Here is a 24,761-nt window from a genome sequence, read left to right on the forward strand (position 1 = left end):
CGAATCCCGCCGGGCAAGCAGCCTCAGCGGTTCGGCGCAAGGTCGTGCAGATAGCGCGCGAACTCGGTGCACATGATGATCTCGCGGGTTTTGCCGTCATAGAAGGCATTGGCGGTGCCGCATTCCTCGACCCGAACCAGAACACGCTTCGGCAGCGACATCTCGGCGTTCATCTCGTCGATCATCTGTTCCAGCGCATTCGCGGTAAAGCGCCCGTATTCGTCGACGCGGTGGTCCGCAAGGAAGCGGATCGAACTGCCCGGCCCGTTCTCGTAAAGCCGCTTGATCACTTCGCCCCAGCTTTCCCGAGCCTGCTCGTATTCGTCGCGGCAGGTCGCCTGTCGCGGTTCGGGCAACTCGAGGTCCCGCGCGACATTGCGGCGCAGGTCCGGCTTGGCGCCATAAAACAGGCAGACGAAGGTATAATAGCGCTGAAGGTCGGGTCCATGCACGTCCCAGTAGGCGGGCTCGACACCGCCGCTGTTCTTCGCCTCGCCAAGAAAGCCTGTGGCGGTGTGATACGCCATCTCGACCGCCACATCGTTGTCGAACAACGCGTCGATCAGGAACACCGAAAGCACATCGGCGGCGTCTTCTTCCTGTCCGAAGATCGGCAGCTTCATCACGTCGATCAGGGCGTGCCCCAGTTCGTGATAAAAGATCGCGCGCAGGTTGGCGTCGAGGTAGTCGTGACGTTCCTGCCGCAACCGGGCGGCATTGGCAGGAAGCGCGACGCTAAGGGCAATGAGCAAGGCAATGACTTGTTTCATGCCGCGGATTAAGGCCCCGTGCGCGATTCCGGTCAAGACCCTCGAACGGTCTTCGGTTCGCACAAGCGTGCCTGTGGCTGGAAGGCCTTTCCGGCTGGCCATCGGTGACATGCCCGACCCTGCCAGCCGCCTTAAACCGGCATCAATGCCCAGTAATCGAGGTCCAGCAAGACCTCGGGCAGGTACTTCCCATCGTCGCCCTTCAGCACGAACGGCGCACCCGTGGTGGCCACCAACCGCAGCCGGATCGCACCGACGCCGGGCGCCGGGGTCTCCGCCTTATCCAGCACCTCGGACCATGCGCGAACGGTGTCTCCGGCGAAACAGGGGTTCGCATGCGCTCCGCCGTTCAGACCGACGATCAACTGCGCGTTGGCCAACCCGTTGAACGACAGCGCCCGCGCCATCGAGATCACGTGGCCACCGTAGATCAGCCGCTTGCCGTCCGGGCGGTAAGTGGCGTCGAAATGGACCTTGGCCGTGTTCTGCCACAGGCGGGTCGCCATCATGTGCTCGGCTTCCTCGATGGTGACGCCATCGACATGGTCGATGGTCTCTCCCACCTCGTAGTCGCCCCAGCGGTGCGGCTCTCCGGCCAGACCGAAATCGTAGCCGCTGAAATCCAGCCCGTCCGGGATCACCAGCGCCGATGGATCGACGGCCTTCGCAAGGTCCGGGATCACCGTTTCGGGCGCAGGCGCCGACAGGTTGCCCTTCCGCACCATGACCCAGCGTACGTATTCCAGCACCGGTTCGTCGTTCTGGTTCAGGCCCCGCGTACGCACCCAGACCACCCCGGATTTGCCGTTGGAGTTCTCCTTGACGCCGATCACCTCGGACTCGGACCGCAGGGTGTCGCCCGGCCAGACCGGTTTCAGCCAGCGGCCCTCGGCATAACCAAGGTTCGCGACCGCGTTCAGCGACACGTCCGGCACCGTCTTGCCGAACACCACGTGGAAGGCGGCAAGGTCGTCCAGCGGCGAGGCCGGCAGCCCGCAGGCGCGGGCAAAAGCGTCGGACGACGCCAGCGCGTGCCGCGCCGGGTAGAGCGCATGATACAAGGCGCGCTCGCCCAAGGTCACCGTGCGCGGCACGGCGTGACGGATCACTTGTCCGGGTTGGTAATCCTCGAAGAATCGGCCTGCCGCTGTCTTCGACATCACAATTGCCCAAGCTTCATGTCGGGGTCGTAGTCGACGCCATCCACGTCCTTGGTGACCGCTTGCGCGCAACGCATCTTGCCGGTCTCGGCATCGAACGCATAAGCGGGCGAGCCGTGCAGTTCCCATCCTTTGGACAGGGCCAGCGTCACCTTGTGGCAAAAGGCCGAGGTGTCTTCCTCGGTCAGCAGTCGATAGGCTTTCATGTCACTCTCACATAGGGAACGGAGGATAGCCGAGCCACGTGTGGATCGCCGCGATCACCGCGAAAACCACGAGGGTGATGACCCCCAGACGCACGTCGCCAGACATGCTGCCGCCCTGCCAGGGGGTCCAGATCGGCTCTGCCCGGTTGATCACGACCATCTCGACGATGGCCCATATGCCCAGCAGCCCGAACAGCAGAACCGACGACAGGTCGCCGTTGACCAGCAGGTGCGCGACGGACCATGTCAGCATGCCCATCAGCATCGGGTGGCGCAGCTTCGACCGCAGGCGGCTTTTGGAATTGCCCACGCCGAACAGCGCCACGGCGATCAGCATCAGCAGGTTGTTCAGGTGCCGCCCCCACGAGGGCGGTTCATAGACCGGAACCCACTCGCTCCAGCGGAAGCCCAACACCATGAGGACCAGCGAGACCAGCAGCGCCAGCGCGATCACGCCTTTCGACGCATCGCCCATCTGTTCGGCCATTGCCGTGCGCTGCGCCGGGGCCATGCGCTTGAACAGGTGGGCGGCCCACCACAGGAAGATACCCAGAAGCAGAAGGATCATTGCGCCAACTCCAGTGCGGCGATCGCCGCCGCGCGGGCCAGCGTGGCGCGGGCCGTGGCGACGTGCAGGTTCTCGACGATCCGGCCATCCAGCACGGCGACGCCCTGCCCGTCCGCCTCTGCGGTCTCGAAGGCTTCGATCTGCCGGCGGGCAAGGTCGACTTCATCCTCGGACGGCGCGAAGGCGGCGTTCGCGATGGCAAGCTGCGCCGGGTGGATCAGCGTCTTGCCGTCAAAGCCCATGTCGCGGCCCTGTTCGCATTCCGCGCGCAGGCCGTCTTCGTCCTTGAAGGCATTGTAGACGCCGTCGACGCAGGTCACGCCATGCGCCCGCGCGGCAAGCAGGGCGATTAGCAGGCTGGTGATCAGCGGCAGACGGTCGGCGCGGAACCGGCAGTTCAGTTCCTTGGCAAGGTCGTTGGTGCCCATCACCATGCCTTTCAGGCGCGGATGGGCGGCGATTTCCTCGGCGTGCAGAATGCCCGCGGGCGTCTCGATCATCGCCCAAAGGTCGATGCCGGGCGCAAGTTCTGCCACCGCGTCCAGATCGGCGGCAGAGCCGACCTTGGGCAGAAGGATCGCATCCGGCTTCGCCTTCGCGGCCATCGCGACGTCATCGGCGCCCCAATCGGTATCCAGCCCGTTGACCCGCACGATTTTGGCCCGCGCGCCATAACCTCCGGCGGCAAGCGCGGCGGCGAGGGTCTCGCGGGCGTTCGCCTTCTCATCGGCGGCAACGGCGTCTTCGAGATCGAAGATGATCGCGTCGGCGGCAAGCGTGCGCGCCTTGTCCAGCGCACGGTCCTTCGAGCCGGGAATATACAGGACGGAACGATAGGGTTTCGTGGTTTCCGTCATGATTCTCGCTCTCCTCTAGCTACGCCCGGAAAACGATCACGACCCGCAGCGTGTGGCAAGGTTTGTTTTGCCGCAGCGCAGAATAGCGATAGTTTTCAAAAACTTGCGATTTTGACGCGTTTGACGGCCGAGCCGTTAACCATTTTTTGGCCAGTTCGCAGCACCTTGAGGTCACGCCACTCGTCAGGGGAAGGGCCGTGCAGACGGTCTCCGGCAGAACGCGGAAGCGACGGCTGGCATGTTTTGGTTCGAAGGTGCGACCGCCCGCCGCTTGGCAGGCAAGGACGGATGCGCCTGACAGAAAAAGGGAAAGACAAATGAAACACTCGTTTCTCGCCCTCTCTCTTGGTGTCGGTGCCTGTGTCCTTGTTGCGGGTCAGGCGTTCGGCCAGGGCCGCAATTGCGCGGATCGCGAAACCGTCGTCGACCGCCTTGCCGAAGGCTATGGCGAAAGCCGGCAGTCGATGGGCATGGGCGCCAACAACTCGGTGGTCGAGGTTTTCGCATCCACCGAAACCGGCACCTGGACCATCACGGTCACCATGCCGAACGGCCTGACCTGCCTTGTCGCCTCTGGCCAGTCCTTCGAACGGCTGGACGAAGAACTGACACCGGCCGGCATCCGGCTGTGAGCCTCGGGCGGGGCGCGGGATCAGCTCAGCGCGTCCCAGATCAGCTTTAGCCCCGCGCAGGTCAGGAAAACATAGGTCAGGGCGAAGAACAGTCGCCCCGACACTCGCCGGTGCATCCACACGCCCAGCCAGACCCCGGCGAAGGCCAGCGGCGCCAGCAGCAGGTCCGCCAGCAAGGTTTGGCGCGTGAAGATCCCGAGGCCCGCGTAGGGCGGGAACTTCAAAAGGTTCACCAGCCAGAACACAAGGACGGTCGTGGCCTGAAACTCTGTTTTGCTGAGCGGGCGCGACAGCAGGTAGACCGCCGCCGGCGGCCCGCCCGCGTGACTGACGAAACTGGTGAAACCCGCGACAATCCCGGCGACGATGCCCGCCCGGTCAGACAGCGGCCGCACCGTCCGCAGCAGACCCAGCGCGCCGGCGCCTCGGAACGCCACGAAGCCCAGCGACACCGCCCCGATCAGCAGGCGGATCACATCGGCATCGGCAACGCTCCACAATGCGACGCCAAGCGCGACACCCGGCACCGACCCGATCAGCAATGCCCGCGCCGAGGGCCAGTGCCATTGGCGCCAGAACGGGCGTAGCGCGCCGATGTCCATCAGCATCAGCAGCGGAAGCATCAGGCCCAGAGCCTGCCCCGGCTCCAGAATCAGCGCCAGAAGCGGCGTCGCGGCGAAGGCCGCACCCGACCCGAACCCGCCCTTGGAAACCCCTGCGAACAGCACTGCGGGCACCGCGACGGCGAAGAACACAGGATCCAGTTCCATTTTCTTCCCTCGGCCCAATTCTTCTTACGCAGCGGACACTTGTAACGGTTCGACGCAGTTTGTACCCCATCGCATACCGTGCGTCACGATTCGCACGCCCGCCCTGCGCGCCTTGCGCCGCAGCAAGGGAAGGACTAGGCATCGCGTGGAAAATCAACTGGACCGGAGACAGGATCAAATGGCCAGACCGAAAATTGCCCTGATCGGGGCGGGACAGATCGGTGGTACGCTCGCTCATCTGGCGGCAATGAAGGAACTGGGCGACGTCGTCCTGTTCGACATCGCCGAGGGCGTCCCGGAAGGCAAGGCGCTGGACATCGCGGAATCCGGCCCCTCGGAAGGCTTCGACGCCGCGCTGAAGGGCACGCAGGACTACGCCGACATCGCCGGCGCCGACGTCTGCATCGTGACCGCCGGTGTGCCGCGCAAGCCGGGCATGAGCCGCGACGACCTGCTGGGCATCAACCTCAAGGTCATGAAGTCGGTCGGTGAAGGCATCAAGACGCACGCTCCGGATGCGTTCGTGATTTGCATCACCAACCCGCTCGACGCGATGGTCTGGGCGCTGCAGCAGTTCTCGGGCCTGCCCGCGAACAAGGTCTGCGGCATGGCCGGCGTGCTGGACTCGGCCCGCTTCCGCCACTTCCTGTCGCTGGAATTCGGCGTGTCGATGAAAGACGTCACCGCCTTCGTTCTCGGCGGCCACGGCGACACCATGGTTCCCTCGGTCCGCTATTCGACCGTCGGCGGCATCCCCCTTCCCGACCTCGTGGAAATGGGCTGGACCACCCAAGACAAACTGGACGCGATCCTGCAGCGCACCCGTGACGGCGGCGCCGAGATCGTCGGCCTTCTGAAGACGGGTTCGGCCTTCTACGCCCCGGCCACCAGCGCCATCGAAATGGCCGAGGCCTACCTGAAGGACCAGAAGCGCCTGCTGCCCTGCGCCGCCTACTGCGACGGCGAACTGGGCGTGAAGGGCATGTACGTGGGCGTGCCCACGATCATCGGCGCCGGCGGTGTCGAGAAGGTCGTGGACATCAAGCTCAACAAGGAAGAGCAGACGATGTTCGACAAATCGGTCGACGCCGTCAAAGGTCTGGTCGAGGCCTGCAAAGGCATCGACGACAGCCTGTCCTGAGAACAGGAGGTGTCCGGGCGCCGCTGACCGGCGGCACCCGGATACCCAACGAAGGATCCGGAAGATGTCTTCCAGCCGATCCCTTGCAAACGCCGCCAAGCGCAGCCTGCGCATGGCGGCGTTTTGCGTTGCAGCACTGGCATCGCCCGCCGCCGCGCAGGGCGACGGCGAATGTCTGATCCTGCTGCACGGTCTAGGTCGCTCTGACGTGTCCCTGACGGTAACGGAAGAAATGCTGGAGGCCGCGGATTTCTACGTCGTGAACCGCGGCTATCCCTCGCGCGACGGCGACATCCGGGATCTTCTGGACTATGTCGAACGCGCCATCGAAGACTGCGGCGACCGGCCGATCAACTTCATCACGCACTCGATGGGCGGCATCATCCTGCGGGCGTATCTTGCGATCAAAGACCTGCCGGCCTTCCACCGCGCCGTCATGCTGGCGCCCCCCAACCAAGGCTCGGAAGTGGTCGACAAGATGCTTGGACAGAAACTGTTCGAGTATCTGACCGGCCCTGCCGGAAGCCAGCTGGGCACCGAAGGCATCGTCAATCTTCTGCCGCCCGTCGACTTCGATCTCGGCGTGATCGCCGGCAACGTCTCGGTCAACCCGGTGTTCTCGCCGATGATCCCGGGGCCGGACGATGGCACCGTCTCGGTCGAAAGCACCAAGGTCGAAGGCATGGCCGATCACATCGTGCTGCCGACGACCCACACCTTCATGATGAACAATCCGCTGGTCATCGCGCAGGCGATCATCTTCATTCGGACCGGCGCGTTCGACCACGACCTGACGTGGCCCGAGCTGATGCGGCGCATCGCCCGGCACGTTCAGGACGAAGATCGCTAGTCCCGCCTCAGCGCCTCAAGCCCGCGGCGAATGCGGTCGGCGTAGTCCTCGGGAAAGGTCCAGAACGGCGCACCGGCTTCGGCCACATGAGGGTCCAGCCCCCGCGCCTCGGGCGACAGATCCAAGGCAAGCGTCAGGATCAGGTCATTGCTGACCCACTGATTGTCGTACCAGTAGGTGTGCGAGGTCCGCGCGACATCCGGCATGCTACGCGGGGTGATCTGCACCACCTGCAGTTCGTGGGACAGGGCAGCCTCCAGCGCGAACTGCGTGTCTTCTTCGCTTAGCTTGCGCACGTCGGGCCGCCCCGCACGGGACTCGCCCGTCATGATGTTCGCCAGCCGCAGCGCGCTGTCGGCGAGGTTCAGGAATGTCGTGACCCTGTCGGCCAGCGGCGCATAAAGGCGAAGCTCTTCGACGAACAGCCGCAAAGAGGCGTCGGGCGCGATATGTACGACCTCGCCCAACCGGTCCGCGCCCTCCGGGTCTTCCTCGGCCAGAAGCGCAAGGCCGCTGCTGGCCACCGTCCCGCCGGAGCTGTACGAGAACAGGTCGATTTTCTCGGCCACTGTATTGTCCGCAAGCAGCGAGATCAGCCGAGCCAGATGAGGGGCGCTGGCAGACGCGCGTTTGATGTCGCGAAGATAGAACAGGAAGTTCTCGGCGGTGGGCCATGTGAACAGCACCACCACCGCGGCATCGCCGGAATAGTGCTGTAGCTGCGAGGCATGGCCGGCCGCGCGTTCCAGCGTGGTATTCGCGCCGTGAACGAAGATCAGGATGTTCTTCGTCTGCCGCACCTGCATCGCGGCATCGATGGCTGCGAACCATTCTCGCGCTGCCGCATCCGGATCACCGCTATCGGGCAGCACCGCTTTTTCGTTCAAAGCCTCAAGATGCAGGTAGGGCCGCGCGTCCCCTTCCGCTTGCGTCGTCCATGCGCGGATCTGCTCAAGCGTCGTGGTCTCGTCTCCGATCCGCAGGGTTGCGGACCCGGCCCGCAGGGTCCGGTCCGGCGCGATCGTGTAGGTCTGGGCCTCCCCCAGGCCGATCGGAAAGCGGTTGGTCGCGTAGAAGATGTCGATGCGGCCATCCAGAGCCTGCTCGGGCAAGGTGGCAAGGATCGTCTCGCCTTCGTACTCGTAGACCAAAGGCGGCGTCATCAGCCGGACCGGCGGGTGCACGAACATGTAGAAGGCGCCGACAGCGCCGCCGACCAGAAGGACCGCCGCGAAGATCCACTTGAACATGCCGGCCTGCTTCCCGTGTGGCTGACTGTGCACGTCACGGGATAGAACGCGCAGCCCGGCCCGGTCAACGCACGGCGCGCAATCGCCTTCGGTGTGCTATGCTGGACGCGTTTCTAGAGACGGACAACGGATTGGACAGCCCCATGTTTCGCATCATCCTGGCATTCCTCGCGATTTCCGCCCTGCCCGCCGCCGCGCAGGTGACCGAGATCACCGACCGGCTGCGCGACGAGGGATTTGCGCCCACCGAAAGCTATCTTGCCGCACTGCCCGACCCTGACGCCACCGAACGCTTCGCGCTTGGCTCGGTGCGGTTCCTGCGCGCGATCGAGGTGACGTTGCAGACCCGCTGGCGCATGGGGTTCAACGCCGCGCGCACCGAGCTGCCCGTTCTGCGTCTTCCGGTTCCGCCCAACCCCTCGCCCGAACCGTTCGAGCCGGAAGCCGTCCGCGCACTGTTCGCGCAGGTGGCCCTGGACATGGAGGCGGCCCGCGCACCGCTTCTGACCATCGGAGACGACGATGAGGTCTCGCTGCCGATCCGGCTGGGCGAGTTGTGGTTCGACATCAACATGAACGGCACCCGCGACGAGGGCGAGGGTCTGGTCAACGTCGCCGGACGCGCGCTGACCGGTCGTGGCATGGACGAAGATCGCATCCCACCGCTGGTGTTCGATACTTCCGACGCCGCGTGGCTGGCCGCCTATACGCATCTGCTGGCCGCGTTCTCAGAACTGGTCATGGCCTTCGATCCGACAGAACAGATCAGGCGGATCGGCGAGGCGTCGGCGCAGATGGATGCGCTGGCGGCGGACACCCCCTATGTCAACGCGATGGATATGCAGTTCGGCCAGCAGGTCGATCGCATCGCCTCGGTCTACCTGTCGCTTCGCCAGCAACCGGACGCTGCGCACACCCGCGCCGCGCGCGAGCACTTGCTGGGAATGATCGCCCAGAACCGCGTGTTCTGGACCCGCGTCGCCGCCGAGACCGACAACAATGGCGAGTGGGTTCCGAACGATCTGCAGCAGCAGGGTCTCGGGCTGGAGGTTCCCGCCGGCACCGGAGCCCGCTGGCTGGCTGTGCTGGACGATGCCGAGAAGATGCTGAACGGCGAGTTGCTTATCCCCTACTGGCGGCTTCGTCAGGGCGCCGGTCTGAACCTGAAGACCATGTTCGAGGATCCGGTACCGGTCGATATCGCCGAATGGGTTCACGGTGTGGGGCTGATGCGCTATGCCGAGGAAGGCCCCCGCCTGAGCCGTGACAACTGGCTGGATTTCTCGCGGCTGGCACGCGGCGACACCGTGATGTTCGTCGTGTTTCTGAACTGATCACGCTAACGGAGCGCGATTGATTCTCCCAACGCCGTAAGGATATGCGGGTTTGTGATCACACGTTTTCCGCGTGTGATCACAAAAACGGAAAAATGGCGGACGTTCGCGCAATCAGGTTTAAAACCTGTTTAAGCCGGCATGTATATCGTGCCATTGAAGGTGCGACTTCACGATCCCCGACTTCACGAGCGAGGAAAAGCTTCATGAACATCCACGAATACCAGGCGAAGGCGCTGCTGCGCGAATACGGCTGCCCCGTTTCGGACGGCCGCGTCGTCCTGAACGCCGCCGACGCCAAGACCGCTGCGGGCGAACTGGACGGTCCGCTCTGGGTGGTCAAGGCGCAGATCCACGCCGGCGGCCGCGGCAAGGGCTCTTTCAAAGAGGCCGAGGCCGGCGAAAAGGGCGGCGTCCGCCTTGCGAAGTCGGTCGAAGAAGCGGCTGACGAAGCCAAGAAGATGCTGGGCAAGACGCTGGTCACGCACCAGACCGGCCCGGCCGGCAAGCAGGTCAACCGCATCTACATCGAAGACGGCTCGGACATCGAGCGCGAACTGTACCTCGCGCTGCTGGTTGACCGCCAGACCAGCCGCATCTCGTTCGTCTGCTCGACCGAGGGCGGGATGGACATCGAAGAGGTCGCCGCCTCGACCCCCGAGAAAATCCTGTCGTTCAGCGTCGACCCGGCCACCGGCTACCAGCCGTTCCACGGCCGCCGCGTCGCGTTCTCGCTGGGTCTGGAAGGCGCTGCGATGAAGCAGTGCGTCAAGCTGATGGGTCAGCTCTACAAGGCCTTCGTCGAGAAGGACATGGAGATGCTGGAAATCAACCCGCTGATCCTGATGCCGGGCGGCAACCTGAAGGTGCTCGACGCCAAGCTGGGTTTCGACGGCAACGCCATGTACCGGCAGGGCGACGTCGCCAACCTGCGCGACGAGACCGAAGAGGACCCCAAGGAACTGGCGGCCTCGAAGTACGACCTGAACTACATCGCGCTCGACGGCGAGATCGGCTGCATGGTGAACGGCGCCGGTCTGGCGATGGCCACCATGGACATCATCAAGCTGTACGGCGCAGAGCCCGCGAACTTCCTCGACGTCGGCGGCGGCGCCACGAAAGAGAAAGTGACCGAAGCGTTCAAAATCATCACCTCGGATGAGAACGTGAAGGGCATCCTCGTGAACATCTTCGGCGGCATCATGCGCTGCGACGTCATCGCCGAGGGCGTGATCGCCGCGGTGAAGGAAGTCGGCCTGCAGGTTCCGCTGGTGGTGCGTCTCGAAGGCACCAACGTCGAGAAGGGCAAGGAGATCATCGCGAACTCCGGCCTGAACGTGATCGCGGCGGACGACCTGAAGGACGGCGCCGAGAAGATCGTGAAGGCGGTCAAGGGCTGACCGTGATCGGGGTCGGCTTTCATAAGCTTCATGGCGTCGCCGCGGAACCCGCGGCGGCCCTGGCGTGTTCTTCGTCAAACGGAGTGCACTGCCATGACATTGAAGATGCCGACCCTGCCCAAGACAATCTCGGTTTCCGAGCCCGCAACGAAGCGCCTGTTGCCGCTGGCAATCGGCGCGGGGCTGCTGGCCGCGGGGGCCTTTCTGTGGCGCACCAAGCCGCAGGCGCTGAATATCCCGGACCCGATGCCGATGGACGACTCGAAGCAGTCGAACGCGCTGCAACGGGCGGTCCGGAAATCGCGGGACGGGGTAAGCCTTGTCGCGCCGGACAATCTTGGCGTTTCGGTGGGGCGGTCGATGGTGATCGCGGGCACCGCGCTGATGGTTACGCGTCTGCTGGACGAACTGTCCGGGCCGCATCGCTAGGCGTCGCGCTGCTGGCGGTGGCCGCAACCGGCGCCGCCGCGCAGGGCAAGTCCGGCCAATCCGGCGCAACGCCCGCCGCCGAACCCACGTCGGCGGAACTGATGCGCATGGCAAGCGAGATCTGCCTGCGCAATTATCGCTCGTCGTCAGAAATCCCGGCCGCTCTTGAAGAGGCTGGGTTCACGCTGGTTCCCGGCATGGACGAAGGCGTCAGCGAATTGACTGGCCCCCGCATTTTCGGCTGGGTCGCTCCGAACGAGAATTACTGTTCTTTCCAGGCGCAGGACGTGTCGCTGGACGACACGATGGCCATGGGCCGCAGCCTCGCCGACACCCTATTTCCCGGCATGGTTCAGGAAGGCCACCCCGAACGCGGGCTGGCGTCTCCCTGTGACGGCCTTTCGATTTTTGCACCACAATCGCTGATCTGGGTCCACTACTCTGCCGCCGGAAACTCCGGCGAATGCAATGTGGACGGCACCAGCGCAATTCTTCTGAGCATGTAGGGATTTTCGATGATGCGTCTTGCCGTTTCCGCACTGATCACATCGCTGGCGCTTGCCGGCCCCGCCGTTCCGCAAAGCTTCGAGCAGGCGGTCAAGGACAACATGCGCCTCGGTCTTCGGCTGTGCCTGCTGGACGCGCCGAACTTCGAAGCCTGGGCGCAGGCGTTCCGCGACGCCGGGTACGCCGAGCAGGTCGAACGCAGTTCCGAGAACAGCGATACGACCCACACGTTCACCGCGCCCGCCGAGACGGCGAGCATCGAACTCTACTATGGCGAGATGCCGGATTACTGTTCGCCCTCGACCACCCACATGGGTGTGGCGGGTGCGAACGCGATCCTCGATGAAGTCGTGCCGGCACGGTACCCCGGCTACGTCCGCTTCGTCACCACCGGTCCGGTCGATCCGGCCACCGGTCAGCCGGCCGAATGCGTCCGGTACGAAGACCCAACCAATCCGATCGGTCATGTCGTGGGCGTAGGCACGCTCGACGGCTCGGCCGGCTGCGTCGCAAACGGCACCAGCCGTTTCTACAGTTCTTACCGCGTGTAAAGGAAAAAGGGACAGACATGGCAGTCCTCGTAGACGAAAACACCAAGGTCATCTGTCAGGGCTTCACCGGCTCGCAGGGGACCTTCCACTCGGAACAGGCGATCGCCTACGGCACCAAGATGGTCGGCGGCGTGACCCCCGGAAAGGGCGGCCAGACGCACCTTGACCTGCCGGTGTTCAATTCCTGCCACGAGGCGGTGCATCAGACCGGCGCGAACGCGACCGTGATCTACGTTCCGCCCCCCTTCGCGGCCGACTCGATCCTTGAAGCGATCGACGCCGAGATCCCGCTGATCGTCTGCATCACCGAAGGCATCCCGGTGCTGGACATGATGAAGGTGAAGCGCGCGCTGGTGAACTCCAGCTCGACCCTGATCGGCCCGAACTGTCCCGGTGTCATCACGCCGGACGCCTGCAAGATCGGCATCATGCCGGGTCACATCCACCGCCGCGGTTCCGTCGGCGTCGTGTCCCGCTCGGGCACCCTGACCTACGAAGCCGTGAAGCAGACCTCGGACGTCGGCCTTGGCCAGTCCACCTGCGTCGGCATCGGCGGCGACCCGATCAAGGGGACCGAGCATATCGACGTGCTGGAATGGTTCCTTGCCGATGACGAGACCGAGTCGATCATCATGATCGGCGAGATCGGCGGCACCGCCGAAGAGGAAGCCGCGCAGTTCCTTGCCGACGAAAAGAAGAAGGGCCGCTGGAAGCCGACCGCTGGCTTCATCGCTGGCCGCACCGCACCTCCGGGCCGCCGCATGGGCCATGCCGGCGCCATCGTTTCGGGCGGTCAGGGCGACGCGGAATCGAAGATCGAGGCGATGAAATCCGCCGGGATCGTCGTTGCCGACAGCCCCGCGCAGCTCGGCGAAGCCGTGCTGAAGGCGATCGGCTGACGCCGATGCCCGGCCATGCGCCATATCGCGTTGCCAGCGCGGCGGTCCTCAGGGGCCGCCGCGTTACGGCATTCTGCGCGGCGCTTGCGCTGGGACTTCCTTTCGCGGCAAATGCCGCTTCCCCGGTCGAGGCGTTGTCGCCCTGCCTGATGGCCCGTGACGGGATCGAAACCGCCGTGACGGGCTTCGAGGCGCAGGGCTGGACCGTTGTGACCGAGGGCGAGGATTACGACCGTGCGCTGAACGCGACGGCCGAGGTTACGCTGGCCCTCAATATGTTCGCCTCTGAATTCTCGGACGAGGCAGAGGTGCAGGCGTACCTGGACGAAGCCCACGTCCTCGCAGAACGACTGCGCGGAACGACTGCGCTGGTGAACGGCGACCGCAACCTGCTGATCTCGGCAAGCGGCCCCGACGGCCCGAATGTGGTTCAGTGCAGTCTGGTCGCGACGGCCCTGCCGGATTTCGAAGACGCGCTTCCCGCCGAACCGGTCGAAGTCGGGCCCAGCCGAATGGCTTATGGGTTCGCGCGCAACAAGTCCGCGATCCGCCCGGCCGGGGTGGCCGAGGTCGCGGTGATCGGCGTGCGCATGTTCTACCCGACCCTGACCGACACGACGCCGCTTGGCGGCGCCTCGGTGCAGCTGTTCGTCCGGTACGAGGAGGCACCATGAGCTTCATCGACGCCATCAAGACCTGCTTTCGCAAATACGCGACGTTCTCGGGCCGCGCCCGCCGGCCCGAATACTGGTGGTTCGCGCTGTTCCTGTTCATTGGCAGCGTCGTCCTTGGCTTCATCGACGGCGCGCTGTTCGGCACGGTTGAAGTCGAACGCGCCCCGGGCGTCTACGATGTCGAGGTGCGGTCGGTTCTGGGCCGGATCTTCTCGCTGGCAACCCTGATCCCTGCGCTGGCCGTCGGTTGGCGCCGGATGCACGACACGGGCCGATCCGGGCTGTACCTGCTGTATCCGTTGATCGTGATGGTCGGCATCACCACCTTCCTCGGGTTCGTCTATGGCTTCGGCCCGGTCCTGAGCGGCAACATCGGCGTGCTGCTGGGCAATGGCATCGGGCTGGTGCTGCTTTTCGCGATCTTCGTCCTGATCATTTCTCCGCTGCTGGTGCTGTGGTGGCTGACCCGCCCGACCCAGCCGCATGAAAACGAGTGGGGCCCGGTGCCCCCGAAGGGGGCGCGATGACCTTCGCCGCCTCACAATTCCGGCACGTCCGCCACGACAGCCGGTGCGGTTTCCTTAACCGCCGTTACGTTAACGACCTACATGCAACGCTAGAAACTCCTGAACCCCTGGGTGAGTCCCGATGACCGAACAAAGCCCCAACGACCAGTTCCACGCCTCCAGCTTCCTGCAGGGGCATAACGCGGATTACATCGAGCAGCTCTATGCCCGCTACGCCGACAACCCGGCTTCGGTGGACGAGTCCTGGGCCGAGTTCTTCCGCCAGATGGGCGACGACCGGCAGGACGTCAAAGAAGAGGCCGCGGGCCCCAGCTGGCTGCGCGCCGACTGGCCGCCGGTGCCGAACGACGAACTGACCTCTGCGCTGGATGGCCAGTGGGCAAAAGAAGAGATGAAGGACGCCGGCAAGAAGATTGCCGCCAAGGCCGAAGAGAAGGGCGTCAAGGTTTCGGACGATCAGGTCAAGCGCGCCGTTCTGGACAGCCTCCGCGCCCTGATGCTGATCCGCGCCTACCGGATCCGCGGCCACCTTGTCGCCGACCTCGACCCGCTGGGCATGCGCGAGCAAACGCCGCACCCGGAACTCGATCCGAAGTCCTACGGTTTCACCGAAGCCGACTATGACCGCCCGATTTTCCTCGACAACGTGCTAGGTCTCGAATTCGGTTCGCTGCGCGAGATCCTCGATATCGTGAAACGCACTTACTGCGGCACCTTCGCGCTGCAGTACATGCACATCTCGAACCCGCAGGAAGCCGCGTGGCTGAAAGAGCGGATCGAAGGGCTGGGCAAGGAAATCCAGTTCACCCGCGAAGGCCGCCGCGCCATCCTGAACAAGCTGGTCGAGGCCGAGGGCTTCGAGAAATTCCTGCACGTGAAGTACATGGGCACCAAGCGCTTCGGCCTCGACGGCGGCGAAGCCCTGATCCCAGCGATGGAACAGATCATCAAGCGGGGCGGCAACCTTGGCGTCAAAGAGATCGTCGTCGGCATGCCCCACCGTGGCCGCCTGTCGGTTCTCGCGAACGTCATGCAGAAGCCCTACAAGGCGATCTTCAACGAATTCCAGGGCGGCAGCTTCAAGCCCGAGGATGTCGACGGTTCGGGCGACGTGAAATACCACCTTGGCGCCTCGTCGGACCGCGAGTTCGACGGCAACAAGGTTCACCTGTCGCTGACCGCCAACCCCTCGCACCTCGAGGCGGTGAACCCGGTCGTGATCGGCAAGGCCCGCGCCAAGCAGGACCAGTTGAACGACAGCGACCGTACCGCGGTTCTGCCGATCCTGCTGCACGGCGACGCGGCCTTTGCGGGTCAGGGCGTCGTGGCGGAATGTTTCGGCCTGTCGGGCCTGCGCGGCCACCGCACCGGCGGCACCATCCACATCGTCGTGAACAACCAGATCGGCTTTACCACCGCGCCGCACTTCTCGCGCTCGTCCCCCTATCCGACGGACATCGCCCTGATGGTCGAGGCGCCGATCTTCCACGTGAACGGTGACGACCCCGAGGCCGTGGTCCACGCCGCCAAGGTGGCGACCGAATTCCGGCAGAAGTTCCACAAGGATGTCGTCATCGACATCTTCTGCTACCGCCGCTTCGGTCACAACGAGGGCGACGAGCCCATGTTCACCAACCCGGTGATGTACAAGAAGATCAAGGGTCACAAGACGACCCTGTCGCTGTATACCGACCGTCTGGTGAAGGACGGCCTGATCCCCGAGGGCGAGATCGAGGACATGAAGGCCGCATTCCAGGCTCACCTCAACGAAGAGTTCGAGGCCGGCAAGGAATACCGCCCGAACAAGGCCGACTGGCTGGACGGCCGCTGGTCGCACCTCGACCGCGAGGGCGAGAAATACCAGCGTGGCGAAACCGCGATCAATCCCGAGACGATGAAGCAGATCGGCGAGGCGCTGACCTCGGTTCCGGACGGCTATCCGCTGCACAAGACCGTCTCGCGCCTGCTGGAATCGAAGCAGGAAATGTTCGCGACCGGCAAGGGCTTTGACTGGGCCACGGCCGAGGCGCTGGCCTTCGGCTCGCTTCTGACCGAAGGCTACCCGGTCCGGCTTGCCGGCCAGGACTCGGCGCGCGGCACCTTCTCGCAGCGCCATTCGGCCATCGTCAGCCAGGACAGCGAAGACCGTTACTACCCGCTGAACCACATCCGCGAAGGTCAGGCACAGTACGAGGTTATCGACTCGATGCTGTCGGAATACGCGGTGCTGGGCTTCGAGTACGGCTACTCGCTGGCCGAACCCAACGCGCTGGTGATGTGGGAAGCCCAGTTCGGCGACTTCGCCAACGGCGCCCAGATCATGTTCGACCAGTTCATCTCGTCGGGCGAGCGCAAGTGGCTGCGGATGTCCGGTCTGGTCATGCTGCTGCCGCACGGCTTCGAGGGTCAGGGCCCCGAACACTCGTCTGCCCGTCTCGAACGCTTCCTGCAGATGTGCGCCGAGGACAACTGGATCGTCGCCAACTGCTCGACCCCGGCGAACTATTTCCACATCCTGCGCCGCCAGCTGCACCGGTCCTACCGCAAGCCGCTGGTGCTGATGACGCCGAAGTCGCTGCTGCGCCACAAGATGGCGATCTCGGCGACCGCCGACTTCACCGAAGGCAGCTTCCACCGCGTCCTTTGGGACGATGCGGAGCGCGGCAACTCGGACCTGAAGCTGGCCGCGGACGACAAGATCAAGCGGGTCGTGATGTGTTCGGGCAAGGTCTACTACGACCTGCTTGAAAAGCGCGACGCCGAAGGTTTGGACGACGTCTACCTGATGCGGATCGAACAGTTCTATCCCTTCCCGGCGCTGTCGCTGGTGAAGGAACTGGAGCGGTTCAAGAACGCCGAGATGATCTGGTGCCAGGAAGAGCCGAAGAACCAGGGCGCCTGGACCTTCATCGAACCCAACATCGAGTGGGTGCTGTCGCGTATCGGCGCGACCAACCACCGCCCGATCTATGCCGGCCGGCACGCCTCGGCGTCGCCTGCCACCGGTCTCGCATCGCAACACAAGGCTGAACAGCAGGCGCTGATCAACGCCGCGCTTGGAATCGAAGGATAAGAGTAGACACCATGAGCACCGAAGTCCGCGTGCCCACCCTGGGCGAAAGCGTCACCGAAGCCACCGTCGCGACCTGGTTCAAGAAACCGGGCGACAGCGTGGCGGTCGACGAAATGCTGTGCGAGCTGGAAACCGACAAGGTGACGGTCGAGGTTCCCTCGCCCGCCGCCGGCACCCTTGGCGAGATCGTCGCAGCCGAGGGTGAGACGGTGGGTGTCGACGCCCTGCTGGCCACCATCTCGGAAGGCGCGTCCGCGTCGGGCGGCTCTGCCGCCAAGGTCGAGCAGGACGCCGAGTATGTCGAAGAGGTCAAGTCCGCCGCCGCCCCCGCCGCATCCGGCGGCGAAAGCGTCGACGTCATGGTCCCCACGCTGGGCGAAAGCGTGACCGAGGCCACCGTCGCGACGTGGTTCAAGAAGGTCGGCGACAGCGTCAGCCAGGACGAGATGCTGTGCGAGCTGGAAACCGACAAGGTGTCGGTCGAGGTTCCCGCGCCCGCCTCTGGTACGCTGACCGAGATCCTGAAGAACGAAGGTGACACCGTCGAGGCCGGCGGCCAGCTGGCCGTGCTCTCGTCGGGTTCCGGCGCCGCCGCGCCGGCCGCCGCCGCCAAGGCCGACGCACCCGCCGCCGCCCCTGCCGCATCAAGTGGCAAGGATGTCGAAGATGCGCCGTCCGCGAAAAAGCTGATGGCCGAAAAGGGTCTGTCGCCCGACCAGGTGACCGGCACCGGCAAGGACGGCCGCATCATGAAGGAAGACGTGCTGAAGGCCGCCTCGGCGCCCAAGGCCGCGCCCGCCCCGGCCGCGAAGCCCGCGCCGCGCGCTCCGTCGACCGCCGCCGATGCCGACCGCGAAGAGCGGGTCAAGATGACCCGCCTGCGCCAGACCATCGCGCGCCGCCTGAAGGACGCCCAGAACACCGCCGCCATGCTGACCACCTATAACGAGGTCGACATGGGCGCGGTCATGGACCTGCGGTCGGAATACAAGGACCTGTTCGAGAAGAAGCACGGTGTGAAGCTTGGCTTCATGTCCTTCTTCACCAAGGCCTGCATCCACGCCCTGAAAGAGGTTCCGGACGTCAACGCCGAGATCGACGGCACCGACATCGTGTACAAGAACTTCGTTCACATGGGCGTCGCCGTGGGCACGCCGACCGGCCTCGTGGTGCCGGTTGTGCGCGACGCCGACCAGATGTCCTTCGCCGAGATCGAGAAGAAGATCGCCGAGCTTGGCGTGAAGGCCCGCGACGGCAAGCTGTCGATGGCCGACATGCAGGGCGGCACCTTCACCCTGTCGAACGGCGGCGTCTATGGCTCGCTGATGTCCTCGCCGATCCTGAACCCGCCGCAGTCGGGTATCCTCGGGATGCACAAGATCCAGCAGCGCCCGATGGTGGTGGATGGCCAGATCGTCGCCCGCCCGATGATGTATCTTGCGCTGTCCTACGACCACCGGATCGTCGACGGCAAAGGCGCGGTGACCTTCCTTGTGCGCGTCAAGGAAGCGCTCGAGGATCCGCGCCGCCTGCTGATGGACCTGTAAGCACCGCACGCATCGGCCTGCCCCTGTTTTCGGGGGCGGGCCGTTCCCGCCACCGCAGCCAGCACGAGGAACCGCGCCATGCAGATGCTCTGCCGCATCGCCTTCGAGGACTTCGACCGCTGGAAATCGGCCTTCGACGACGACGCCGAACGCCGCGGTCAGGCGGGGCTGACGGTGCTGCAGATCTGGCGCGAAACGGGCACCACGGATACCGCCTGGGTTTTGTTCGGTGTGAATGACCCGAAAAAGGCCCGCGCCTATGCCGACGGTCTGCGCACCGACCTGATGGAGGGACGCGCAGGCGTCACCACCAGCGAAACCCACATGCTGGACACCCTCTGATCCATGACGATTGAACTCAAGGTCCTTCTTCTCGCCGCCATCTGGCACATGCTGCAGCTGGTGTTCTACGCCGTGCCCGCCAATCTGGAACTGGGCACCGGCAAGACGCTGTCGCCGCGCGATCCGCACCGGCTGAAGAAGCCGCTGATGGAACAGGTCAGCGTGCCCACCGGCCGCCTTGCCCGCGCCTACAACAACCATAACGAGGCGCTGCTGCTGTTCGCCATCGCGACCATCGCGATCACACTGGCCGGCGCGTCCTCGGGCTATACCGCCACTCTGGCGTGGATCTACCTCGCCGCCCGCATCGCCTATGTCCCCGCCTACGCGCTTGGCTGGGTGCCGTGGCGCTCTGTCATCTTCGGCCTCGGGTGGGTTGCCACCGGCCTTCTGTTGCTGGCTGCGCTTCTCGCACCTTCTTCTGTCTGAAAATATCCCGGGGGGCCGCGCGGCACGCGCGGCGGGGGCAGAGCCCCCTCCCCGGCCTAGGAAAGGAAAACGAACATGGCACAATACGACGTCATCGTCATCGGCGCGGGCCCCGGCGGCTACGTCGCCGCCATCCGCTGCGCCCAGCTGGGTCTCAAGACCGCCTGCGTCGAGGGCCGCGAAACCCTTGGCGGCACCTGTCTGAACGTCGGCTGTATCCCCTCTAAGGCGCTGCTGCACGCCAGCCACCAGCTGCACGAAGCGGAAGAGAACTTCGCCAAGATGGGCCTGAAGGGCAAATCCCCCTCGGTCGATTGGAAACAGATGCTGTCCTACAAGGACGACGTGATCGGCCAGAACACCAAGGGCATTGAATTCCTGTTCAAGAAGAACAAGATCGACTGGCTCAAGGGCTGGGGTTCGATCCCCGAGGCCGGCAAGGTCAAGGTCGGCGACGAGGTCCACGAAGCGAAGAACATCATCATCGCCTCGGGATCCGAGGCCAGCTCGCTGCCGGGCGTCGAGGTCGACGAAAAGGTTGTCGTGACCTCCACCGGTGCGCTTGAACTGGGCAAGATCCCGAAGAAACTCGTGGTGATCGGCGCCGGCGTCATCGGCCTTGAACTGGGCTCGGTCTACAAGCGCCTCGGCGCCGAGGTGACGGTGATCGAATTCCTCGACAACATCACCCCCGGCATGGACGCCGAGGTGTCCAAGACCTTCCAGCGCACCCTGAAAAAGCAGGGGCTGGAATTCGTCATGGGCGCCGCCGTGCAGAAGGTCGAGGCCACCAAGACCAAGGCCAAGGTGACCTACAAGCTGAAGAAGGACGACAGCGAGGCGACGGTCGAGGCCGACACCGTGCTGGTCGCCACCGGCCGCCGTCCCTATGTCGACGGTCTGGGGCTCGAAGCGCTTGGCGTCGAGATGACCGAGCGCGGCCAGATCAAGACCGACGGCCACTTCGCCACCAGCGTGAAGGGCGTCTACGCCATCGGTGACTGCATCGTTGGCCCGATGCTGGCCCACAAGGCCGAGGACGAGGGCTTCGCCGCCGCCGAGATCATCGCCGGTCAGGCGGGCCACGTGAACTATGACGTGATCCCCTCGGTCGTCTACACCTGGCCCGAAGTCGCCGCCGTGGGCGCCACCGAAGAAGCTCTCAAGCAGGAGGGCCGTGCCTACAAGGTCGGCAAGTTCCCCTTCATGGGCAACGGCCGCGCCAAGGCCAACTTCGCGGCGGACGGTTTCGTGAAGATCCTTGCCGACAAGGACACCGACCGCGTTCTTGGCTGCCACATCATCGGCCCCGGCGCCGGCGACCTGATCCACGAGATCTGCGTTGCGATGGAATTCGGCGCCGCCGCAGAGGATGTCGCCCGCACCTGCCACGCGCACCCGACCTACTCGGAAGCCGTGCGCGAGGCGGCGCTCGCCTGCGGCGACGGCCCGATCCACGTCTGACGTGGCCCGGGTCGTCAAGGCCTGGACCAAAAGCTACGATCCGGCCCTGCACGTCAGGGCCGGCGATCCCCTCACCCTCGGCCCGCTGGATGACGAGTATCCCGGCTGGCGCTGGTGCACCGATGCGAATGGCTTGGGCGGCTGGCTGCCCGTTGCCGTGGTCGACGCGGTGGTCATCGGTACCGAGGGCGGCAAGGGCCGCGCCATCGACGATTTCGATACAACCGAGCTGACCGTGGCCGCGGGCGACACCCTGACGATCACCGCCCGCCGCCTTGGCTGGTCCTTCTGCCGCACCCCGGACGGCGCGGCGGGATGGGTCCCCGACGACTGCCTTTCCGACTCCTGAAACTGCCCGGAACATGGACTCGCCATGAGAACAAAACGTGAATATACTTCACGCCATGTCCTTCGCCGAACTCGACGCCACCTCCAACTTCACCTTCCTCACCGGCGGCTCGCACCCCGAGGAATACATGGCGCGCGCCGCCATTCTGGGGATCGAGGCGGTGGCCATCGCCGACGTCAACTCGGTGGCGGGAATCGTCCGCGCCCATACCCAGACGAAAGAGATCGCGCGCGAGGTCCGGCTGCGGCAGGCCGTCGACCCAATCGGCCCGCCGAAGCCCGCGCACCTGCCCGATCCGCCCTCGGCGCCGATCTTTCATGTCCCCCGGCTGGTCCCGGCGGCCCGCATCGTCCTGACCGACGGCTTCACCGTCACCTGCCTGCCGCGCGACCGCGCCGCATGGGCCCGGCTCAGCCGGATGATCTCGGCGGGCCGCCTGCGCGCGCCGAAGGGGGAATGCGACCTGCGGTTCGAGGACCTGCTTGAATGGGGAGAGGGGCAGGAGATGTTGCTGCACCCCGCCGGGCACGCGCCGGGCGACTGGCGCGCCCGCGCCGAACGGCTGTCGAACCGCTTCCCCGGTCAGGTCACCCTGCTGATGGCCCTCCATTACGACGGACAGGACAGCGCCCGCTTCGCCCGCCTCGCCGCCCTGGCGACGGATCTCGGCCTGCCCGCCGCCGCCTCTGCCGCGCCCGTGATGCACCACGGCGCGCGGCGCAAGCTGACCGACGTTCTGACCGCGATCCGCGAGGGGGTGCGCGTCGACCAGCTGGGCCGCGCCGCGCTGGCCAATTCCGAACAGCGGCTGCGCAGCGAACCCGAGATGCTGCGCCTGTTCGAGGGCCACGAAGACGCCGTCTCCCGCACTTCCGAGATCGCCGCGCGCTGTGCCTTCGATCTCGACCAGTTACGCTATGAATACCCGTCCGAGATCGCCGGGAACGAGACCCCCTCCGACCGCCTGTCCCGCCTCGCCCACGCCGGGCTGGAGCGCCGCTATCCCGCAGGTGCGCCGCAGAAGGTGCGCGACCTTCTGGCCCATGAACTCGCCCTGATCGCCAAACTGAAATACGAACCCTACTTCCTGACGGTTCACGACGTCGTGGCCTTCGCCCGGTCACGCGACATCCTCTGTCAGGGCCGCGGCTCGGCGGCGAACTCGGTGGTCTGCTACTGTCTCGGCGTGACCTCGGTCTCGCCCGAGATCGGGACGATGGTCTTCGAGCGTTTCGTGTCCGAAGCCCGCGACGAGCCGCCCGACATCGACGTCGATTTCGAACACGAGCGCCGCGAAGAGGTGATCCAGCACATCTACGACCGCTACGGCCGCCACCGCGCCGGGCTCTGCGCCACGGTGATCCACTATCGCGGCAAGCGCGCCATCCGCGAGGTCGGCCGCGCCATGGGCCTGACCGAGGACACCATCGGCGCGCTCAGCTCGCAACTTTGGGGTTTCTTCTCGGCCGACGCGGTCGAAGAGAAACGGTTCCGCGAGATCGGCCTCGACCCCGCCGACCGCCACCTGCAGCAAACCATGGCGCTGATCCACGAGGTGATCGGCTTTCCCCGCCACCTGTCCCAGCACGTCGGCGGCTTCATCATGACCGAGGGACGGCTGGACGAGCTTTGCCCGGTCGAGAACGCGACGATGGAGGACCGCACGGTGATCCCGTGGGACAAGGACGACATCGACGCCCTGGGAATCCTCAAGGTCGACGTCCTGGCGCTGGGAATGCTGACCTGCATCCGCAAGGCCTTCGACCTGATCCGCGAACACCACGGCATCGACTACGACCTCGCCAGCCTGCCGCCCGAAGATCCCGGGGTCTATGACATGCTGTGCAAGGCCGACAGTCTGGGCGTGTTCCAGGTGGAAAGCCGCGCGCAGATGAACTTTCTGCCCCGGATGCGGCCACGCTGCTTCTACGACCTGGTGATCGAGGTGGCGATCATCCGCCCCGGCCCGATCCAGGGCGACATGGTGCATCCTTACCTGCGGCGGCGGAATGGCGAGGAACAGGTCACCTTCCCGTCGGACGAACTGGGCAAGGTGCTGGGCAAGACGCTGGGGGTGCCGCTGTTCCAGGAACAGGCGATGCAGATCGCGATCACCGGCGCCGGTTTCACCCCGGACGAGGCCGACCGCCTGCGCCGCTCGCTTGCCACCTTCAAGAAGCACGGCAACGTCAGCGAATTCCGCGCCCGCTTTCTGAACGGCATGCGTGACAACGGGTACGAGAGCGACTTCGCCGAGCGCTGCTTCTCGCAGATCGAGGGGTTCGGCTCGTACGGGTTCCCTGAAAGCCACGCCGCCAGCTTCGCGCTGCTGGTCTACGCCTCGGCCTGGCTCAAGCATCACCACCCGGCGGTCTTCGCCTGCGCCCTGCTGAACGCCCAGCCGATGGGCTTCTACGCCCCCGCCCAGATCATCCGCGACGCCCGCGAACACGGGGTCGAAGTCCGCCCCGTCGATATCAACCGCAGCTTCTGGGACAACGCGCTGGAACGCACCGACGAAGGCGATCTGGCGCTGCGGCTGGGCTTCCGGCAGATCCGGGCGCTGCCCGAAGAAGACGCCCAGTGGCTGATCGCCACCCGCCGCAACGGCTATCGCGCGGTCGAGGATGTCTGGCGCCGCGCCGGCCTTGCCTCGAAACACCTGCGGACACTGGCAGAGGCGGACGCCTTCGCCGGTCTGAAAATCCCCCGCCGTCAGGCGCTCTGGGCCGCCCGCGCCCTGCCCGACAGCGGCGAACTGCCCCTGTTCAAGGGCGATCTCGACGGCGAGGGCATCCGTGAACCCGCGGTGGCGCTCCCCGCGATGACGCTGGGCGAAGAGGTGGTCGAGGACTACGTCTCGTTCCGTCTGACCCTGCGCGCGCACCCCCTGTCGCTGCTGCGCGAACGGCTGACCCCGAAAGACGCCCCGCCGCCCCCGCCGCAGCCGACCCCGCAAACCGCCGCGGCGAACATGCGAAGCCACCCGCGAAACGTCCGCCACTTCGCGTGACGCGTGCGCGGAGCAGGAA

25 protein-coding genes are annotated in these 24,761 nt (G+C 65.2%); 18 read left to right on the top strand and 7 right to left on the bottom strand.

Annotation, left to right across the window (positions count from 1 at the left end):
* Positions 1 to 23: 23 nt before the first annotated feature.
* The 5 genes from ACP156_RS19105 to ACP156_RS19125 all read right to left on the bottom strand — a co-directional run bounded on the left by ACP156_RS19105 (position 24) and on the right by ACP156_RS19125 (position 3,561).
* The gene (locus ACP156_RS19105; RefSeq protein WP_425052972.1) at positions 24 to 770 is read right to left on the bottom strand and encodes a DUF4344 domain-containing metallopeptidase; all 747 of its coding nucleotides are present in this window, start codon (positions 768 to 770) and stop codon (positions 24 to 26) included.
* A 131-nt stretch (positions 771 to 901) separates the two neighbouring features.
* Complete coding sequence (locus tag ACP156_RS19110) at positions 902 to 1,930, bottom strand: MaoC family dehydratase (RefSeq protein WP_425052973.1); 1,029 nt, start codon at positions 1,928 to 1,930, stop codon at positions 902 to 904.
* Positions 1,930 to 2,136: a DUF1737 domain-containing protein gene (locus ACP156_RS19115; protein ID WP_425052974.1), complete on the bottom strand. Its 207-nt coding sequence runs from the start codon at positions 2,134 to 2,136 to the stop codon at positions 1,930 to 1,932. Before ACP156_RS19115 ends, ACP156_RS19110 begins: the two co-directional genes overlap by 1 nt.
* A gap of 7 nt (positions 2,137 to 2,143) precedes the next feature.
* Positions 2,144 to 2,704, bottom strand: a complete 561-nt coding sequence (locus ACP156_RS19120; RefSeq protein ID WP_425052975.1) for an NnrU family protein — start codon at positions 2,702 to 2,704, stop codon at positions 2,144 to 2,146.
* Positions 2,701 to 3,561, bottom strand: coding sequence for an HpcH/HpaI aldolase/citrate lyase family protein (locus tag ACP156_RS19125; RefSeq protein ID WP_425052976.1), 861 nt, complete (start codon positions 3,559 to 3,561; stop codon positions 2,701 to 2,703). The genes ACP156_RS19120 and ACP156_RS19125 overlap by 4 nt, the downstream gene beginning before the upstream one ends.
* A 317-nt stretch (positions 3,562 to 3,878) precedes the next feature.
* On the opposite strand from ACP156_RS19125, the gene ACP156_RS19130 reads away from it, so the two are divergent.
* Complete coding sequence (locus ACP156_RS19130) at positions 3,879 to 4,193, top strand: hypothetical protein (RefSeq protein ID WP_425052977.1); 315 nt, start codon at positions 3,879 to 3,881, stop codon at positions 4,191 to 4,193.
* Between the two features lie 20 nt (positions 4,194 to 4,213).
* Here ACP156_RS19130 and ACP156_RS19135 read toward each other — a convergent pair whose 3' ends face one another.
* On the bottom strand, positions 4,214 to 4,963 hold the full coding sequence (locus ACP156_RS19135) for a sulfite exporter TauE/SafE family protein (RefSeq protein WP_425052978.1): 750 nt from the start codon (positions 4,961 to 4,963) through the stop codon (positions 4,214 to 4,216).
* Positions 4,964 to 5,141: 178 nt separating this feature from the next.
* On the opposite strand from ACP156_RS19135, the gene mdh reads away from it, so the two are divergent.
* Together mdh and ACP156_RS19145 are read left to right on the top strand one after the other, a co-directional pair.
* Complete coding sequence (gene mdh / locus ACP156_RS19140; RefSeq protein WP_425052979.1) at positions 5,142 to 6,104, top strand: malate dehydrogenase; 963 nt, start codon at positions 5,142 to 5,144, stop codon at positions 6,102 to 6,104.
* 64 nt (positions 6,105 to 6,168) lie between these two features.
* Positions 6,169 to 6,954 carry an esterase/lipase family protein gene (locus ACP156_RS19145; RefSeq protein WP_425052980.1) on the top strand — a complete coding sequence of 262 codons (786 nt, stop codon included), beginning with the start codon at positions 6,169 to 6,171 and terminating at the stop codon, positions 6,952 to 6,954.
* On the opposite strand, the gene ACP156_RS19150 is transcribed toward ACP156_RS19145, so the two are convergent.
* Positions 6,951 to 8,204, bottom strand: coding sequence for an alpha/beta hydrolase (locus tag ACP156_RS19150; RefSeq protein WP_425052981.1), 1,254 nt, complete (start codon positions 8,202 to 8,204; stop codon positions 6,951 to 6,953). The two genes, ACP156_RS19145 and ACP156_RS19150, sit on opposite strands and share 4 nt — an antisense overlap.
* Before the next feature lie 143 nt (positions 8,205 to 8,347).
* Between ACP156_RS19150 and ACP156_RS19155 the strand changes: the two genes are divergently transcribed.
* From ACP156_RS19155 to ACP156_RS19225, 15 genes are all read left to right on the top strand, one after another.
* Complete coding sequence (locus ACP156_RS19155; protein WP_425052982.1) at positions 8,348 to 9,538, top strand: hypothetical protein; 1,191 nt, start codon at positions 8,348 to 8,350, stop codon at positions 9,536 to 9,538.
* Positions 9,539 to 9,744: 206 nt separating this feature from the next.
* Positions 9,745 to 10,938, top strand: a complete 1,194-nt coding sequence (gene sucC, locus ACP156_RS19160) for an ADP-forming succinate--CoA ligase subunit beta (protein ID WP_425052983.1) — start codon at positions 9,745 to 9,747, stop codon at positions 10,936 to 10,938.
* A gap of 93 nt (positions 10,939 to 11,031) precedes the next feature.
* Positions 11,032 to 11,367 (top strand): hypothetical protein, encoded by a 336-nt coding sequence (locus ACP156_RS19165; protein ID WP_425052984.1) that lies wholly within the window; start codon positions 11,032 to 11,034, stop codon positions 11,365 to 11,367.
* Between the two features lie 17 nt (positions 11,368 to 11,384).
* Complete coding sequence (locus ACP156_RS19170; protein ID WP_425052985.1) at positions 11,385 to 11,873, top strand: hypothetical protein; 489 nt, start codon at positions 11,385 to 11,387, stop codon at positions 11,871 to 11,873.
* A 9-nt stretch (positions 11,874 to 11,882) separates the two neighbouring features.
* Entirely contained in the window at positions 11,883 to 12,425 is a 543-nt protein-coding gene (locus tag ACP156_RS19175) for a hypothetical protein (protein ID WP_425052986.1), read from the top strand.
* Positions 12,426 to 12,442: 17 nt separating this feature from the next.
* Entirely contained in the window at positions 12,443 to 13,324 is an 882-nt protein-coding gene (gene sucD / locus ACP156_RS19180) for a succinate--CoA ligase subunit alpha (protein WP_425052987.1), read from the top strand.
* Positions 13,325 to 13,329: 5 nt separating this feature from the next.
* The gene (locus tag ACP156_RS19185; protein ID WP_425052988.1) at positions 13,330 to 13,998 is read left to right on the top strand and encodes a hypothetical protein; all 669 of its coding nucleotides are present in this window, start codon (positions 13,330 to 13,332) and stop codon (positions 13,996 to 13,998) included.
* Positions 13,995 to 14,525, top strand: a complete 531-nt coding sequence (locus ACP156_RS19190) for a DUF805 domain-containing protein (RefSeq protein ID WP_425052989.1) — start codon at positions 13,995 to 13,997, stop codon at positions 14,523 to 14,525. Before ACP156_RS19185 ends, ACP156_RS19190 begins: the two co-directional genes overlap by 4 nt.
* 121 nt (positions 14,526 to 14,646) lie before the next feature.
* Positions 14,647 to 17,598, top strand: a complete 2,952-nt coding sequence (locus ACP156_RS19195) for a 2-oxoglutarate dehydrogenase E1 component (protein ID WP_425052990.1) — start codon at positions 14,647 to 14,649, stop codon at positions 17,596 to 17,598.
* Between the two features lie 11 nt (positions 17,599 to 17,609).
* Entirely contained in the window at positions 17,610 to 19,145 is a 1,536-nt protein-coding gene (gene odhB, locus ACP156_RS19200; RefSeq protein ID WP_425052991.1) for a 2-oxoglutarate dehydrogenase complex dihydrolipoyllysine-residue succinyltransferase, read from the top strand.
* 78 nt (positions 19,146 to 19,223) lie between these two features.
* Positions 19,224 to 19,487 carry a hypothetical protein gene (locus ACP156_RS19205; RefSeq protein ID WP_425052992.1) on the top strand — a complete coding sequence of 88 codons (264 nt, stop codon included), beginning with the start codon at positions 19,224 to 19,226 and terminating at the stop codon, positions 19,485 to 19,487.
* Between the two features lie 3 nt (positions 19,488 to 19,490).
* The gene (locus tag ACP156_RS19210; RefSeq protein ID WP_425052993.1) at positions 19,491 to 19,916 is read left to right on the top strand and encodes an MAPEG family protein; all 426 of its coding nucleotides are present in this window, start codon (positions 19,491 to 19,493) and stop codon (positions 19,914 to 19,916) included.
* Between the two features lie 75 nt (positions 19,917 to 19,991).
* Positions 19,992 to 21,380, top strand: coding sequence for a dihydrolipoyl dehydrogenase (lpdA, locus tag ACP156_RS19215; RefSeq protein WP_425052994.1), 1,389 nt, complete (start codon positions 19,992 to 19,994; stop codon positions 21,378 to 21,380).
* Position 21,381: 1 nt separating this feature from the next.
* Positions 21,382 to 21,729, top strand: a complete 348-nt coding sequence (locus ACP156_RS19220) for an SH3 domain-containing protein (RefSeq protein ID WP_425052995.1) — start codon at positions 21,382 to 21,384, stop codon at positions 21,727 to 21,729.
* A gap of 55 nt (positions 21,730 to 21,784) precedes the next feature.
* Positions 21,785 to 24,742 carry an error-prone DNA polymerase gene (locus tag ACP156_RS19225; RefSeq protein ID WP_425053270.1) on the top strand — a complete coding sequence of 986 codons (2,958 nt, stop codon included), beginning with the start codon at positions 21,785 to 21,787 and terminating at the stop codon, positions 24,740 to 24,742.
* The last annotated feature ends 19 nt before the right edge of the window (positions 24,743 to 24,761 follow it).

This window comes from Psychromarinibacter sp. S121 (genome assembly GCF_049801035.1).
Lineage (GTDB): Bacteria > Pseudomonadota > Alphaproteobacteria > Rhodobacterales > Rhodobacteraceae > Psychromarinibacter.